The sequence below is a fragment of the Microbacterium trichothecenolyticum genome, from assembly GCF_041938625.1.
In the GTDB taxonomy this organism is placed as follows: Bacteria; Actinomycetota; Actinomycetes; order Actinomycetales; family Microbacteriaceae; genus Microbacterium; species Microbacterium trichothecenolyticum_D.
Map to the genome: position 1 here is coordinate 2,813,534 of NZ_CP169427.1, position 14,240 is coordinate 2,827,773.

General features: G+C 71.0%; 14 protein-coding genes. 4 read left to right on the forward strand and 10 right to left on the reverse strand.

Annotated elements, in window-relative coordinates; translation table 11 throughout:
- Positions 1 to 60 precede the first annotated feature (60 nt).
- The 3 genes from ACEYYH_RS13150 to ACEYYH_RS13160 form a co-directional block, all read right to left on the reverse strand.
- On the reverse strand, positions 61 to 1,416 hold the full coding sequence (locus tag ACEYYH_RS13150) for a PhoH family protein (RefSeq protein WP_374974816.1): 1,356 nt from the start codon (positions 1,414 to 1,416) through the stop codon (positions 61 to 63).
- Positions 1,417 to 1,612: 196 nt separating this feature from the next.
- Complete coding sequence (locus tag ACEYYH_RS13155) at positions 1,613 to 2,734, reverse strand: aminotransferase class V-fold PLP-dependent enzyme (RefSeq protein WP_374974817.1); 1,122 nt, start codon at positions 2,732 to 2,734, stop codon at positions 1,613 to 1,615.
- A gap of 45 nt (positions 2,735 to 2,779) precedes the next feature.
- Positions 2,780 to 3,565: an isoprenyl transferase gene (locus tag ACEYYH_RS13160; RefSeq protein WP_374974818.1), complete on the reverse strand. Its 786-nt coding sequence runs from the start codon at positions 3,563 to 3,565 to the stop codon at positions 2,780 to 2,782.
- A 112-nt stretch (positions 3,566 to 3,677) separates the two neighbouring features.
- On the opposite strand from ACEYYH_RS13160, the gene ACEYYH_RS13165 reads away from it, so the two are divergent.
- Entirely contained in the window at positions 3,678 to 4,421 is a 744-nt protein-coding gene (locus ACEYYH_RS13165) for a hemolysin III family protein (RefSeq protein ID WP_374974819.1), read from the forward strand.
- 55 nt (positions 4,422 to 4,476) lie between these two features.
- Here the strand turns inward: ACEYYH_RS13165 and ACEYYH_RS13170 are convergent, their stop codons facing one another.
- A complete protein-coding gene (locus ACEYYH_RS13170) occupies positions 4,477 to 4,788 on the reverse strand; it encodes a hypothetical protein (RefSeq protein WP_374974820.1) in 312 nt (103 codons plus the stop codon).
- 114 nt (positions 4,789 to 4,902) lie between these two features.
- Between ACEYYH_RS13170 and ACEYYH_RS13175 the strand changes: the two genes are divergently transcribed.
- Positions 4,903 to 5,301: a DUF4307 domain-containing protein gene (locus ACEYYH_RS13175; protein WP_374974821.1), complete on the forward strand. Its 399-nt coding sequence runs from the start codon at positions 4,903 to 4,905 to the stop codon at positions 5,299 to 5,301.
- A gap of 131 nt (positions 5,302 to 5,432) precedes the next feature.
- A complete protein-coding gene (gene greA / locus ACEYYH_RS13180; protein WP_116196585.1) occupies positions 5,433 to 5,924 on the forward strand; it encodes a transcription elongation factor GreA in 492 nt (163 codons plus the stop codon).
- Positions 5,925 to 5,972: 48 nt separating this feature from the next.
- Here greA and ilvA read toward each other — a convergent pair whose 3' ends face one another.
- The gene (gene ilvA, locus ACEYYH_RS13185) at positions 5,973 to 7,277 is read right to left on the reverse strand and encodes a threonine ammonia-lyase (RefSeq protein ID WP_374974822.1); all 1,305 of its coding nucleotides are present in this window, start codon (positions 7,275 to 7,277) and stop codon (positions 5,973 to 5,975) included.
- Complete coding sequence (locus ACEYYH_RS13190) at positions 7,274 to 8,464, reverse strand: AI-2E family transporter (RefSeq protein WP_374974823.1); 1,191 nt, start codon at positions 8,462 to 8,464, stop codon at positions 7,274 to 7,276. The genes ilvA and ACEYYH_RS13190 overlap by 4 nt, the downstream gene beginning before the upstream one ends.
- Before the next feature lie 85 nt (positions 8,465 to 8,549).
- Between ACEYYH_RS13190 and ACEYYH_RS13195 the strand changes: the two genes are divergently transcribed.
- Positions 8,550 to 9,863 carry a winged helix-turn-helix domain-containing protein gene (locus tag ACEYYH_RS13195; protein ID WP_374974824.1) on the forward strand — a complete coding sequence of 438 codons (1,314 nt, stop codon included), beginning with the start codon at positions 8,550 to 8,552 and terminating at the stop codon, positions 9,861 to 9,863.
- 16 nt (positions 9,864 to 9,879) lie between these two features.
- On the opposite strand, the gene ACEYYH_RS13200 is transcribed toward ACEYYH_RS13195, so the two are convergent.
- The 4 genes from ACEYYH_RS13200 to ACEYYH_RS13215 all read right to left on the reverse strand — a co-directional run bounded on the left by ACEYYH_RS13200 (position 9,880) and on the right by ACEYYH_RS13215 (position 14,211).
- Entirely contained in the window at positions 9,880 to 10,974 is a 1,095-nt protein-coding gene (locus tag ACEYYH_RS13200; protein WP_374974825.1) for a DNA glycosylase AlkZ-like family protein, read from the reverse strand.
- A 48-nt stretch (positions 10,975 to 11,022) separates the two neighbouring features.
- Positions 11,023 to 11,589: a LemA family protein gene (locus tag ACEYYH_RS13205; RefSeq protein ID WP_056368027.1), complete on the reverse strand. Its 567-nt coding sequence runs from the start codon at positions 11,587 to 11,589 to the stop codon at positions 11,023 to 11,025.
- An 82-nt stretch (positions 11,590 to 11,671) separates the two neighbouring features.
- Positions 11,672 to 12,985 (reverse strand): D-arabinono-1,4-lactone oxidase, encoded by a 1,314-nt coding sequence (locus ACEYYH_RS13210; RefSeq protein WP_374974826.1) that lies wholly within the window; start codon positions 12,983 to 12,985, stop codon positions 11,672 to 11,674.
- Positions 12,982 to 14,211, reverse strand: a complete 1,230-nt coding sequence (locus ACEYYH_RS13215) for an alanine racemase (RefSeq protein ID WP_374974827.1) — start codon at positions 14,209 to 14,211, stop codon at positions 12,982 to 12,984. The genes ACEYYH_RS13210 and ACEYYH_RS13215 overlap by 4 nt, the downstream gene beginning before the upstream one ends.
- Between the last annotated feature and the right edge of the window lie 29 nt (positions 14,212 to 14,240).

A 14,240-nucleotide genomic window follows, 5' to 3' on the forward strand; every position in this document is an offset into this window, starting at 1 on the left:
CGCAGCGGGCCGGGCTGCAGCATCCCGACCCGCTGCGTCGTCAGCGCACTCCGGTGCCGCTCAGGCGAGCTCTCCGGCCTCCAGGAGGTCGGTGACGAGGGCGGCGATCGCCGAACGCTCCGACCTCACGAGCGTCACGTGGCCGAACAGCGAGTGACCCTTGAGCGTCTCGATGACCGACGCGACACCGTCGTGCCGACCGACCCGCAGATTGTCGCGCTGGCCGACATCGTGGGTGAGCACGACCCGCGAGTTCTGCCCGATGCGACTGAGCACTGTCAGCAGCACGTTGCGCTCCAGCGACTGCGCCTCGTCGACGATCACGAACGCGTCGTGCAGCGACCGGCCGCGGATGTGCGTGAGCGGCAGCACCTCGAGCAGTCCCCGTTCGACCACCTCGTCGAGGACGTTGGTCGAGACCACCGAGCCGAGCGTGTCGAACACCGCCTGGCCCCAGGGGTTCATCTTCTCCTGCTGGTCTCCCGGCAGATACCCGAGCTCCTGGCCGCCGACGGCGAACAGCGGCCGGAACACGATGATCTTGCGCTGCTGCTGCCGTTCGAGCACCGCCTCCAGCGCGGCGCACAGGGCGAGCGCCGACTTTCCGGTGCCGGCGCGGCCGCCGAGCGACACGATGCCCACCTCGGGATCGAGGAGCAGGTCGATCGCGATGCGCTGCTCGGCCGAGCGACCGTGGAGGCCGAACACCTCCCGGTCCCCGCGGACCAGCCGGTATTCGCCGTCGCCCACGACGCGACCCAGCGCCGAGCCCCGCTCCGAGTGGATGATGAGCCCGGTGTTCACGGGCAGCCCCTGCACGTCCTCGCTCGAGGCGACCTCGCTCTCGTACAGGTCGCTGATGTCGTCGCCCGACACGTCGATCTCGGAGATGCCGGTCCAGCCGGAGTCGACCGCCTGCTCGGCGAGGTACTCCTCCGCGGTGATGCCGAGCGACGCCGCCTTGACCCGCATCGGCAGGTCCTTCGAGACGACGGTGACCTCCTGCCCGTCCCGGGCGAGGTTCATCGCGATCGCGAGGATGCGGCTGTCGTTGTCGCCGAGCCGCATGCCTGACGGCAGCACCGTCGCGTCGGTGTTGTTCAGCTCGACGCGGAGCGTGCCGCCCTCGCCGACCGGGACGGGGAAGTCGAGGCGTCCGTGCTCGACGCGCAACTCGTCGAGGTGGCGCAGCGCCTGCCGGGCGAAGTAGCCGATCTCGGGATCGTGCCGCTTGCCTTCGAGCTCCGTGATCACCACGACGGGGATCACGACGCTGTGCTCGGCGAAGCGGAAGAACGCCCGCGGATCGCTGAGCAGCACCGACGTGTCGAGTACATAGGTGCGCAGGTCCTCATCGGATGCTGCGACCTGCTCGAGGTCCTGACTGCGCTGCTCGTGTGGTGCTCGTGTGGTCACAACCCACTCCCGCCCCGGGTGGTTCACCCGGCAGTCACGAGTCGACCGGAGTCACGAGTCGCGATCCTGAGGCCGACTCGACCGGGCTCCTTGCCCGATGCGCTCACGCTACGGCCGACACGGACCTCGGACGCGCCCGACACGCAAGAATCTCGTTACGTGTTGATGAACGGATGCTGCACCCGCAGCAGCTCGATCACCAGACCCGTGCCGACGAGAAGGCGGCGAGCGCGTCGCCGAACAGACGCAGCGTGTCGGCACCGGTGCCGACGTGAGGTGCGACTCGGATGCGCCCGGCCCTGGTGGTGACGGTGAGGCCGTGGTTCGCGAGCGAGGCGGCGAGCGGCGCGGCATCCTGCGCGGCGGGCTCGAGCGTCACGATGCCCGCGCGGCGCTCGGGTTCGCGCGGCGTGACCACCGGAACTTCGTAGCGGTCCGCGAAGAACATGACGTCGGCCGCCCGTGCGGCCAGCAGCGACTCGATGTCGGCGACGCCCACGTCGACGATCTCGCGCAGCGCCGTCGCGAGGCGCGCCGCGGCGAGGGTGTCGATCCCCGAGACCGAGAACGCCTGCGCCGATGCGGCCGGCGCCGGCACCGCGTCGACCGGCAAGTCGCCGTCGACGCCGGCGAAGCCCGAGAGCACGGGCGCGATGCGCTCGAGCGCACGCTCGCCGAACCACGCGAAGCCGGTCCCCCGGCCGGCGCGCAGCCACTTGTACCCGTGCCCGCACACGACGTCGGCGGCGAGGTAGTCGGCCTCGACCATCCCGAAGCCCTGGATGGCGTCGACGATGAGCAGGCGATCGCCGATCACCTCGCGGATCGCCGACAGGTCGGCGCGGTAGCCGGTGCGGAAGTCGACGAGGCTGACCGCGATGGCGCGGGTTTCGTCGGAGAGCGCGGAGCGGATCGCGTCGGGAGTCATGAAGCCGTCGGCGGGCTCGACCCACTGCAGCTGCAGCGAGCCGAATGCCTCCGACGCGCGCGTGGCCGCGACGGTGAGACTCGGGAACTCTCCGCGGCCGAGCATGAGCCCGCCCGCCAGTCCGTAGATCGCGTGCATCAGGCCGTAGGTGGTGGACGGCTGCAGCGCGACGTGCGATGCGTCCGTGCCGATCAGCTCCGCGACGAGTTCGCGGGCCTCACGCGCGTGGTCGGCGACGAGCTCGATGCTCGTGCGGCGGCCCGAGCCCAGCAGCTCGGTGTCGCCCTGCGCCTCGCTGCGGACCGCCGGCGAGAGCGGCCCGAACGCCGCCCAGTCCAGATACCCCGGTTCCCCATCGAACGACGCCAGATATGAATCCAGATCCGTCACGCGGATCATTCTGGCAGAGGGGCGAGCAACGCTGCGAAAGGCCGGCTAACCGCCGTACCGGCGGTCGCGCGAGGCGAAGTCGCGGATGGCGCGGAGAAAGTCCACCTCGCGCAGATCCGGGCCGAGCGCCTCGACGAAATAGAACTCCGAGTGGGCCGATTGCCACAGCAGGAAGTCGCTCAGCCGCTGCTCCCCCGACGTGCGGATGACGAGGTCCGGGTCGGGCTGCCCGCCCGTGTACAGATGCTCGCCGATCTGCTCGGGTGTGAGGCTCGCGGCGAGCTCCTCGAGCGAGCCCCCGCGCTCGTCGTGCTGGGCGATGATGCTGCGCACGGCGTCCACGATCTCGCCCCGGCCGCCGTAGCCGACGGCGAGGTTGACGTGCATCCCCGCGTTGCCCTTCGTGCGGGCCTCGACGTCCGCGAGCACGCGCCTGAGGTCCTCCGGCAGCGCGTCGGCGCGGCCCACGTGCTTCACGCGCCAGTCGCGCTCGTGCGAGAGCTCGTCGGCGAGCTCGGCGATGATCTCGATGAGGTCCGACAGCTCGCGCGAATCGCGTTTGCGCAGATTGTCGTTCGACAGCAGGTACAGCGACACGACGCGGATGCCCACGTCGTCGCACCAGCGGAGGAACTCCTTCATCTTGGCTGCGCCCGCGCGGTGGCCGTGCGCGGCGGAGTCGTATCCGAGCTGCTTGGCCCACCGGCGGTTGCCGTCGATCATCATCGCGAGGTGTCGCGGGACGGATGCCGGATCCAGGCGGCGGCGCAGGCGATTGATGTAGAGCCGATAGAGGGGACCTCTGCCCTCGTTCGTCTCGCCGCGCGCCACACGCCTACGCTACCCCGCGCGCGACCACGCCCCTAGCGCGGGACTCGGTACCACTTTCCGTGGGACTGAGCATGTTCCCTCACCGGCATGCGACCCCCTCTACGCTTAGGACATGAGCCGCCGTCGCAGTCTCCCCCGGGCCCCCGAGGTCCCCGTGCTGCCGCTGATGGACGCCGCGGCGGTCGACGCGGCGACGCCCGACCTCAAGCCGACCTGGCGCGGCTGGATCCACGCGGCGACCTTCCCCATCGCGATCGCGGCCGGCATCGTGCTCATCGTGCTCGCGGAGGGTGCGCCGGCGAAATGGGCATCGGCCGTGTTCATGGCCACCTCACTGCTCCTGTTCGGCAATTCCGCGCTGTACCACCGGTTCAACTGGAAGCCGAAGACCAAGGCGATCCTCAAGCGCATCGACCACGCGAACATCCTGCTGCTGATCGCGGGCACCTACACCCCTGTCGCAGTGCTGGCGCTGCCGCCAGAGCAGGGCGCCCTGCTGCTGATCCTCGTCTGGAGCGGCGCGCTGCTGGGCATCCTGTTCCGCGTCTTCTGGATCAACGCGCCGCGCTGGCTCTATGTCGCGCTCTATCTGCTGCTGGGCTGGGCGGCCGTCATGTACATCGTGCCGCTGTTCCAGGCCAGCGCCGCCATGATGGTCCTCATCGCCATCGGAGGCCTGCTCTACACGGGCGGCGCGGTCGTGTACGCGCTCAAACGCCCGAACCCCTGGCCGGGGCACTTCGGCTTCCACGAGATCTTCCACGTGTGCACCGTGCTGGCGTTCCTCTGCCACTGGACGGCGTGCCTCATCATCGCGCTGCAGCCGTACTCCCCGTCGCTGGGGCTGCCTGGCTGATGGTGGTGACGGATGCCGCGGCCCGCAGCATCCGTCACCGTCACGCTCGAGAGGCTCAGGCCTTGGGCTTCTCACCGCGGTCGTCGTCGTCAGCCGCGTCGATGCGCTGGTCGTCGACATCCGTCGCCTCGGTCGCTCGCGCGGCCTGCTCCTCGGCGTCCAGCTGCTCCTGGATGTCGGCCCGCACGCGGCCGCGGCGGATGCGGCGCATCATGTCCCACACCAGGAAGATCACGGCGATCGCGATGAGCGCGGTGAAGAGGAATCCGACCACTCCGGGGCTCACGAGGTTCGGGTCGACCGCGGGCGTCGGAGTCGGCGTCGGAGTCGTCGCGGTGGGAAGGATCCCGGCGATCGCGTGCTGCATGGGGTCCTCGCTCTGCCCGCGGGGCGGGCGGTGTCGTCGGGGCTGCGCGCGAGCGCATAGCCTGGAGTTCCAGCCTAATCTTCCGATCCGACCCGACGAGCCCGAAGGAGCGGCGTGACCACGCAGGACATGCTCGACGAGCGCTACGGCCGTCGCCGCTCCCCCGCGCGCGGCTGGATCATCGGTGTCGCCATCGTGGTCGCCGTCGGCCTCGTGGCGCTGTTCGGCTGGTTCACGGTGCAGGGCTCCCTCGACTCCGTCGACTCCGACACGACGTCGTTCGAGGTGGTCGACGAGCACTCCGTGATGCTGGGATTCCAGATCAGCAGTCCGCCCGGCGCCGCGGTCGCGTGCGCGATCGAGGCGCAGGACCAGGAGCACGGTGTGGTGGGCTGGCGGGTGGTCGAGCTCCCGGCATCCGAGCTCCATGCCCGCGCCTTCCGCGAGTCGATCCCGACGACCGCGCTCGCCACCACCGGCTTCGTGAATTCGTGCTGGGTGCTGCCCGGGTGAGTTTGTCCCCACAGGCGCCGTGACGTAGTCTGGCGGGACATCAGCACAATCGCGCCCCGGCCGTGAGCCGGGGCGTTCGGTTTATGCCCGCACCGCTCCGGTCGGCAGCGGGCCCAACGAAGGAGTCAGCCGTGTCCACCGACGCCCCCGTGACCTTCCTCACCCAGGACGCCTACGATCGCCTGGCCGCCGAGCTCGAGCACCTCTCGACCACCGGCCGCGAGGAGATCGCCAAGCGCATCGAGGCCGCGCGCGAAGAAGGCGACCTCAAGGAGAACGGCGGCTACCACGCTGCCAAGGACGAGCAGGGCAAGCAGGAGGCGCGCATCCGCACGCTCCAGCACCTGCTCAAGACCGCGACCGTCAGCGAGGCGCCCGAGAGCAGCGGGGTCGTCGAACCCGGCACCGTCATCACCGCGATCGTGGCGGGCGGCGAAGAGGTCTTCCTGCTCGGCAACCGCGAGATCGCCGTCGGCTCCGAGCTCGACGTCTACAGCGAGGCCTCGCCCCTGGGCGTGGCGATCCTCGGCCGCAAGGAGGGCGAGAAGACCTCGTACACCGCCCCCAACGGCCGCGAGATCGCCGTCGAGATCGTCAAGGTCGAGACCTACAACGGTCAGTGACCCGGAGCGGCCTCAGGGACTCCCCTGAGGCCGCCGGGCACTGCCTCGCTAGTCCGGAACGACCGTGGGCGCGTAGCCCGCATCCTCGAGCACCGAGATGACGTGAGCGCGGTGCTCCTCGCCGCGCGTCTCGACACTCAGCTGCAGGATCACCTCGCTGATCTGGATCCCCTGCCCGTGCCGGGTGTGCAGCACCTCGATCACGTTCGCGCCGGCGATGGCCAGCAGTTCCGACACGCGCGCGAGCTGGCCGGGACGATCCGGCAGCGGGATGCGCAGCGTCATGTACCGGCCGGAAGCCGCGAGCCCGTGCGCGACGACGCGCTGCAGCAGCAGCGGGTCGATGTTGCCGCCCGAGAGAACCGTCACGGTCGGGCCGGTCGCGACGATCTTCCCGGCCAGGATCGCCGCAACGCCGACGGCGCCCGCCGGCTCCACGACCTGCTTGGCGCGCTCGAGCAGCACGAGCAGGGCGCGGGCGATGTCGTCCTCGGTCACCGTCACGACCTCGTCGACGAGGTCGCGGATCATCTCGAAGGGCAGGTCTCCCGGCCGGGCGACCGCGATGCCGTCCGCGATCGTCGGCGAGGTCCGGATCTCGAGCGGATGCCCCGCCTCGAGCGAGGGCGGATACGCCGCCGAGTTCGCGGCCTGCACGCCGATGACGCGCACCGTACGGCCCTCTGCCGCGGCGCGCGCCTTGACAGCCGCCGCGACACCGGCGACGAGTCCGCCCCCGCCGATGCCGAGGACGACCGTGTCGAGGTCGGGCAGCTCGTCCATGAGCTCGAGGCCCAGGGTGCCCTGACCGGCGATGATGTCGTGGTGGTCGAACGGGTGGATGAAGACGGCTCCCGTGCGCTCGGCGAACTCCGCCGCGAGGCGCAGCGGCGTCTCGACCGTGGCGCCCTCCAGCACGACGTCCGCGCCGTACCCGCGGGTGGCGAGGAGCTTCGGCACCGGCACCCCGAGGGGCATGAAGATCGTCGCGTGGATGCCGAGCGCCTTCGCCGCGAGCGCCACGCCCTGGGCGTGGTTGCCGGCGGAGGCCGCCACGACGCCGCGCGCGCGCTCCTCGGCGGTCAGTCGCGAGAGGCGGTAGGTCGCACCGCGGATCTTGAACGACCCGGTGCGCTGCAGATTCTCGAGCTTGAGGTGCACCGGCACCCCGAGGACGTCCGACAGGTGCTGCGAGACGTCGAGGGGCGTGTGGGCGATGACGCCCTCGAGCGTGGCCGCGGCATCCTCGAAGTCGGCGAGCGTCGGCACGGCCGACGCAAGCGACGCCGGGGCGGTCTCGGTCTCGGTCTCGGTCTCGGAAGCCTGGTCGGCGGATGACATGGCGGTGGTCACGAACGGACTCTCCTCGGCCGGGGAACGGTACTCCAGATGAGGTCCCCGGTGGGTCTGGCGCCGGTCTCCCATGCGCGTTCGGCAAGGTACACCGCGACGACGTTCACGAACGCGGCGAGCGGCACGGCGAAGAGGGCGCCCGGGATGCCGGCGATCATGGCGCCGCCGGCGACCACGAGCACCACCGCGAGCGGGTGGACCTTGACGGCCGAGCCCATGAGGAGCGGCTGGAGCACGTGTCCTTCGAGCTGCTGCACGCCGAGGACGACCACGAGCATCCACAGCGCGATCCACGGACCGTTGTAGACGAGCGCGAGGAAGACCGCGACGGTGCCGGTGACGACGGCACCGACGATCGGGACGAACGCACCCAGGAAGACGAGCACGGCGACGGGGATCGCGAGCGGCACCCCGAGCAGGGCGGCGCCGAGACCGATGCCGACGGCGTCGATGGTCGCGACCAGCAACTGCGTGCGCGCGTAGTTGACGACGGTGACCCACCCGGCGCGGCCGGCGCCGTCGGCGGCGGGACGGGCCTTCTTGGGGAACAGACGCAGGGTCCAGCGCCAGATGCCCGCGCCGTCGGCGAGCAGGCACAGCAGGATGAAGAACGCGAGCACCGCGCCGGTGACGACGTGCCCGATCGTGGAGCCGATGGCCAGCGCCCCGGACCAGAGCAGTTCGGCCTGCTCCTGCAGGAAGGCCCATCCCTGGTCGAGCAGGTCGTCGATCTGCTCCTCGCTCAGGTGCAGCGGGCCGTCGATGAGGTACTGCCGGAACTGCTCGACCGCAGCGACCGTGCTCGCCTGCACCGAATCCCACTGCCGCATGATCTGCCACACGACGAGCCAGAGGAGCCCCGTGACGATCGCGATGGTGCCTACGACGGAGATGACGATGGCCAGCCAACGGGGCACGCGGCGCCGCAGCATCCAGGTGAATGCGGGCCACAGCAGAGCGGTGATGAGGATCGCGATCAGGAGCGGGATGACCAGCAGCTTCAGCTGGATCACGAGCCACACGCCGACCCCGATCGCCGCGGCGACGACGATCAGCCGCCACGAGTAGGCGGTCGCGACACGGAGGCCACGCGGCACCGCGGCGGACGTCTCGGTCGAGACGATCCGGCTGCGGTCGCGGACGGCGTCGAAGAGGGAGCCGCGGGGCTTTTCGTCGGAGCCGCTCATTGGCCCAGTCTAGGCGGGTCGCATTCCGTACCGGTCATGAACGGCGGGCGGCGCGATGTCGGAGCCTCGGGCTACGCTGACGCGCGTGAAGTCCTCCCTCAGCGCCGCAGAGGCGCGTCGCGTGGCCCTCGCCGCCCAGGGTTTCGGGCGGTCCCGCCCCTCCGCCGCCGGCACCCGGCAGCTGAACGGCGCGCTGGCGCGCATGGCGACGCTGCAGATCGACTCGGTCAACGTCTTCGCCCGCTCCCACTACATGCCGCTGTTCTCGCGGGTCGGCGCCTACGACACCGCTGCGCTCGACCGCCTGCTGTTCGCGCGGCGTCCCCCGTACGTCGAGTACTGGGCGCACGTGGCTGCGTTCATCCCCGCCGACGACTGGGGACTGTTCGACTTCCGCATGCAGGCGATGCGTGCGAAGTACGGGAGCAAGCCGGGCGGCTGGTTCCACGCGAACCGCGACATCGTCGACTGGGTGCGCGCCGAGCTCGCCGAGCGCGGGCCCCTGCGCCCGGCGCAGATCGAGCACGACGCCAAGGAGAGCGCTCGCGGTCCGTGGTGGGACTGGGACGTCGTCAAGCGGGCCCTCGAGTACCTGTGGATGTTCGGCGAGGTGGCGATTGCGGGGCGCCGCGGCTTCGAACGGCGATACGGGCTCGCCGAGCAGGTGATCCCGCGGCAGGTGCTGGACGCACCGGTCCCCCGCGACGACGCCGTGCGCGAGCTCGTCCGGCGCGCGTCGCGCGCGTACGGGGTCGCGACCGCCGCCGACATCGCCGACTACTGGCGCATCGCCGACCGCAAGGCTGTGACGACCGCTCTCGGCGACCTCGTCGACACGGGCGAACTGCATCCTGTGACGGTCGAAGGGTGGAGCACCGCCGGGCGCCCGGCGAAGGCATGGCTGCACGCCGATGCCGCCGTGCCCCGCAAGGTCGACGCCGCCGCGGTCCTGACGCCGTTCGATCCGGTCGTGTGGTTCCGTGACCGCGCCGAGCGGCTCTTCGACTTCGAGTACCGCATCGAGATCTACACCCCGGCGCCGCGACGGCGGTACGGCTACTACTCGCTGCCGGTGCTCATCGGCGACGACATCGTCGGCCGCGTCGATCTCAAGGCCGATCGCGCCGCCTCCCGGCTGCTCGTCCAATCGGCGTGGTGGGAGCACGGCAGACCCGCTGACGCCGCGCCACGGCTCGCCGACGAACTCCGGCTCGCCGCCGCCTGGCAGAGCCTCGAGTCGATCTCGATCTCCCGCTGGGGCGATGCCACCGACGACCTCGCACGGGTCATGCCCGAGGCCGCGCGTCACGACGCGGGTCCGGCGGAGCCCGTGCCGCTGGCCGACGACGAGCCCGGGGCCGATACGCGCGACCTCGACGTCGCGGAGCTGGCGGGCTGACCGCCCGCCCGCCGGGTCAGGCGGCCGGGCCGGCCACCTCGAGCCCGAGCCAGCGGGCGAGGTCCTGGATCTCGGCATCCACCGACTCCCTGACCTCGTCCGTGAACGGCTCATCCTCGTGGACGGCGTGCACGCGGAGCAGGCCCGCCTTGCGATCGGCCTTGGCGTCGAGCTTGCCGACGAAGCGGTCGCCGTGCAGGATCGGCAGCGCGAAGTACCCCCACCGGCGCTTCGCCGCGGGCTTGTACATCTCGAGCAGGTACTCGTAGCCGAACAGCTCCTCGAGCCGGCGCCGATCGAAGACGAGGCGGTCGAAGGGCGACAGCAGCGCCGTGCGCCCGACGAAGCCGTCGGCGGCGGCCGGTGCGCCGGGATCGACGCGCCACACACCGTCGACACCGTCGACGATCGCCTCCTCCCCGATCTCGCCGACGTCGATCGGCTCGAAAGGCTGTGCCACGCTCTTCACCCTCGCGATCCCCAGCGACGCGAGCCGGCGCTCGGCGCGCTCGCGCCCGGCCTCCTCGTCCGACAGCTGGGGCACGTCGGAGGGGTACACCCGTTCGGCGATGTCGAACAGACGGCCGCCAGCATCCCGTGACGAGACAGCGGCATCGCCGCACAGCACGAGCATCTCGAGGAGCTGGATCGAGTTGCGGTTGTTCGTCCATCCCGACGACCGCCACGACACCTGCGCCGCATCGGGGATATCTGCGGCCCGCAGCGGGCCCTCGGCGCGCAACCGCGCCAGCACTTCGCGACGGAAGACGTCGTTGGCGGCCAGCCATTCCCGCGCCTGCACCGACTCGGGCCGGCGCCGCATCTCGGGGATGAGCAGGGCGAGGTCGGTCGTGGCGCGGTAGAAGCCGCCCCACTCGAACACCGCGCGATCCTTCTCGACGAGACGCACGAGGTCGGCCGGCTGATAGGGCCACCCGAGCCGGCTCCACAGGATGAGATCGGCGCTCGGAGCGACGGCCGCGGTGGGCTCGATGTTGACGATCGTGAGCGCGTCGATCGTCTCGACGATGCCCGCGGGCCGCTCCGCCGCCAGCAGCTGCCCGCGCACCGCGATGCGGCGCGCCTGCTCGCGGGTCAGCCGGTGGACCATTCCCCGACGCTACCGCCGGCTCACGACACGGGTCACGTCACAGGAGGGTCAGAACTGCACGCGCGGTGGCTCCGAGATCGCCGCGCCGTCGATGACCTCGAAGAACTCGCGCTCGTGGAAGCCGAGGTTGCGGGCGAACAGGTTGTTCGGGAAGACCTTGATCTTCGTGTTGAGCTCGCGCACGCCGCCGTTGTAGAACCGGCGCGAGGCCTGGATCTTGTCTTCGGTGTCGACGATCGACTGCTGCAGCTGCAGGAAGTTCTGGCTCGCCTGCAGCTGCGGGTAGGCCTCGGCGACAGCGAACAGCGACTTCAGCGCCTGCTGCAGGTGCCCCTCGGCGACACCGGCCTCAGCCGGCCCCGACGCCGACAGCGTCTCGGCCCGCGCCCTCGTCACGTTCTCGAACACGGCCTTCTCGTGCGCGGCGTAGCCCTTCACGGCCTCGATGAGGTTCGGCAGCAGATCGGCCCGACGCTTGAGCTGCACCGTGATGTCGCTCCACGCCTCATCCACCCGCACGTTCAGCTGGACGAGGGAGTTGTAGGTCGCCCAGAGATAGATGCCGACGATGACGACGAGCGCCACCACGATGAGGACTGGGATCAGCCATTCCATTGCCGAGGCTCCGTTCGGTAGTGCCCTCATCCTACCGACGCGAAACCCCGTCGCATGTGGGGTATTCCCCGACTCTCAGCCGTTACCCACCGAGCACGCGATCGAGGTACGGGTTGCGGAAGAGCCGCTCCGGGTCGAGTCGGTCGCGCAGGGCGACGAAGTCGTCGAAGCGGGGGTAGCGCGACCTCAGGGCGTCGGCGCCGAGCGTGTGCATCTTGCCCCAGTGCGGACGACCGTCGAACCCGAGCATGATCTCCTCGACCGCCTCGAAGTACTCCGACGGGTCCTCGCGCCAATACCGGTGCACCGCGATGTACCCGGAGTCGCGGCCGTACGCCGTCGACAGCCAGCGGTCGTCAGCGGCCGCGACCCTCACCTCGACGGGGAACCCGATCCGCCAGCCCCGGTCGTCGATGAGTGCGCGCATCGCCTCGAAGGCGGGCCGCAGGTTCTCGACCGGCACCGCGTACTCCATCTCGCGGAACCGCACCGACCGGTCCGTCGCGAAGACGCGGGCCGAGGCATCCGTGAACTCCCGATTGCCCCAGATCCTCGCCGACAGGCGGTTGATCGGGGGCACGAGCGCCGGGATCGCCGCGCCGGCCGCACACGCGACCTGGTGCGCCCCGGTGCCGATGAGCCTGTCGTCGATCCACTTGCCGACTCTGGGAAGCGGATGCCGCGGCGCGCTCTCGGGAAGCCGCGTGTTGGTCTTCGTCATGCCACGGTCGGTGTGCGGGAACCAGTAGAACTCGAAGTGGTCGGCCGCCGCCGCGCGTTCGTCCAGCGCGCCGAGGACCTCATCGAGATCCTCGGACTGCTCGACCGCGTGCAGGACGAACGCCGGCACGCACTGCAGCGTGACCTCGACGAGGATGCCGAAGGCCCCGAGCCCGAGCGCGACCGCCGGAACCAGCTCGGGGTGCTCATCCTCACTCACGGTGAAGAGCTCGCCGGACGCGGTCACCAGCGTCGCGCCGACGACCTGGCCCGCGATGCCCGTGAACCGCTCCCCCGTGCCGTGCGTGCCCGTGGAGATCGCGCCTGCGATGGACTGGCGGTCGATGTCGCCGAGGTTCTCCATCGCGAGCCCGTACGGGGCGAGGAGGGCCGGGATCTCGTGCAGGCGGGTCCCCGCGAGCAGCGTCGCCCGAGCGCGGTCGACATCGACCGAAACGACCCCGCTGAGGTCACGCAGCTCCAGAAGCGCGCCGGGCGCGACCGCGATGCCGGTGAAGCTGTGCCCGGCGCCGACCGCCTTGATCGGCATGTGCTGCGCCGCCGCCGCGACGACCGCGCGCTGCACCGCAGCGACGGTGCGGGGGAACTCGATGCGCTGCGGGCGCACCGACTCGGTGCGCGCCCAGTTGCGCCACGCGGCTCCGGGACGGGTCACAGGAACGCCTTGCCTTCGCCGCGGTAGGTCGCCACCTCCCCCACGCGGGCGTCGCCGTCCACCAGGTGGTAGCGATCGACGCGCTCGGCGAGTTCGCCGCTCTTCGAGTGGCGGAACCAGACGCGGTCACCCACCCGCAGGTCGCGGGCCGCGTCGCCGCGCAGCGGCGTCTGCACCTCACCGGCTCCCTCGCGGGGAGCCATGCGCAGCCCGGCGGGCCACACGGCACGGGGTTGGCGCGACTCGAGCGCAGGCCCGGAGGCGATCCATCCGCCGCCCAGCACCGTCGCCACGTCGGGGGCGGGCCTGCGCACGACCTCCAGCGCGAACGCAGCGGCGGGCGCGGGGTCGAAGGCGCGGTAGCCGTCGAAGAGGTGGCCGGCGAGCAGACCGCTGCCGGCAGTGACCTCGGTGACGGCCTGATCGGATGCCGTGAGCTCGAGGGATCCGGTCCCGCCGCCGTTCACGAACTCGAGCGGGGCGATGTCGCGCAGCGACGCCACGATGGCGCCACGGCGGTCGAGAAGCTCGGCCGCGGAGCGGCGCTGCATCCAGCGGATGACGGAGTCGCCCGACCCGGTCGCGTCACCCTGGCCCGCGATCTGGGCCTCGTACATCATGAGGCCCACCAGGCGGAAACCGGGGCGGGCAGCGATCGAACGCGCGAGCGCGGCCACCTCGGCCGCCTCGTGCACCGGAGAGCGGAGCACGCCGATGTGGCCCAAGCCGGGTGCCCGCCACGAGGCGTCGGCGTCGATGGCCACGCGGATCTCGGGTCGCGCGCCGGGTGCGGCGACGGCGTCGACGAGGTCGAGCTGGGTCAGGTCGTCGACCATCAGGGTGATGCGCGACGCCGCGGTCTCGTCGGCGGCCAGCGCCGCGATCGCGGCGCGGTCGGCCGTCGGGTAGCCGAGGACGATGTCGTCCATCGTCTGCGCCAGCCACAGCGCCTCGGGAAGCGTGAACGCCAGGATGCCCTGGTAGCCGGGCAGCGCCAGGACGGCGTCGAGAACCTCGCGCACGCGGACCGATTTGCTGGCGATGCGGATCGGCACGCCGCCGGCGCGCACGACGAGGTCGAGGGCGTTGTACCGCAGCGCTTCGGCGTTGATCGCGGCGACCGGGCCGCTCGCGTCCGCCAGGGCCCGACTCATGGCGGCCCAGTAGGACGCGGGGTGATCCCACGGCTTCGTCGCCGCGGACGTGGACAGCAGATCGAGACTCATACGGCTCGCTCCGGGTGCGTGCGCATCGC

Excerpts from the sequence above, each read along its gene's own strand:
- ACEYYH_RS13165 (WP_374974819.1), top strand. The coding sequence starts at position 3,678 with ATGAGCCGCCGTCGCAGTCTCCCCCGGGCCCCCGAGGTCCCCGTGCTG.
- ACEYYH_RS13170 (WP_374974820.1), bottom strand. The coding sequence starts at position 4,788 with ATGCAGCACGCGATCGCCGGGATCCTTCCCACCGCGACGACTCCGACG.
- ACEYYH_RS13190 (WP_374974823.1), bottom strand. The coding sequence starts at position 8,464 with ATGAGCGGCTCCGACGAAAAGCCCCGCGGCTCCCTCTTCGACGCCGTC.
- ACEYYH_RS13200 (WP_374974825.1), bottom strand. The coding sequence starts at position 10,974 with ATGGTCCACCGGCTGACCCGCGAGCAGGCGCGCCGCATCGCGGTGCGC.
- ACEYYH_RS13205 (WP_056368027.1), bottom strand. The coding sequence starts at position 11,589 with ATGGAATGGCTGATCCCAGTCCTCATCGTGGTGGCGCTCGTCGTCATC.
- ACEYYH_RS13215 (WP_374974827.1), bottom strand. The coding sequence starts at position 14,211 with ATGAGTCTCGATCTGCTGTCCACGTCCGCGGCGACGAAGCCGTGGGAT.